General features: G+C 43.5%; 1 pseudogene. It reads right to left on the reverse strand.

Going from position 1 to position 379, the window contains the following annotated elements:
* Window positions 1-264, reverse strand: a pseudogene (locus tag UF05_RS07620) (transcriptional regulator ArgR); the annotation flags it as partial.
* Window positions 265-379: the final 115 nt, after the last annotated feature.

Below are 379 nucleotides of genomic sequence, written 5' to 3' on the forward strand. Positions count from 1 at the left end.
GTCTAAAACCAGTTCACGTAGAGAGCTGCTTACTGTTGGTACGCCCAGCTCAGCCGGTAGGCAGTACACCATTTCCATTTTTGCGCTACGAGCACGAACAGCACCAAACTTGGTCAGCATACGTGAAACTTTAGATTGGTTAATGCTTTCAAAGCCTTGCTGCTTGAGAGCGTCAACAATTTCACCCTGTGAGCCAAAGCTCTCTTCTTTTAGCAGGGCTTTAAAGGCGCGTACTAGGTTATCTTGTTTCTCTGAATTGCGAATAGTCATTATGATTATCTTAGTACGTGTCAGCACTTTTGCATATTCTCGCATATATATTCATGCAGTGCCAAAAAGTCCCGGCATTCTGTTAGTTGCATCACTGTAAACCATAAAC

It is taken from the genome of Vibrio sp. S457-15 (genome assembly GCF_000960545.1).
Taxonomy (GTDB): Bacteria; Pseudomonadota; Gammaproteobacteria; order Enterobacterales; family Vibrionaceae; genus Vibrio; species Vibrio parahaemolyticus.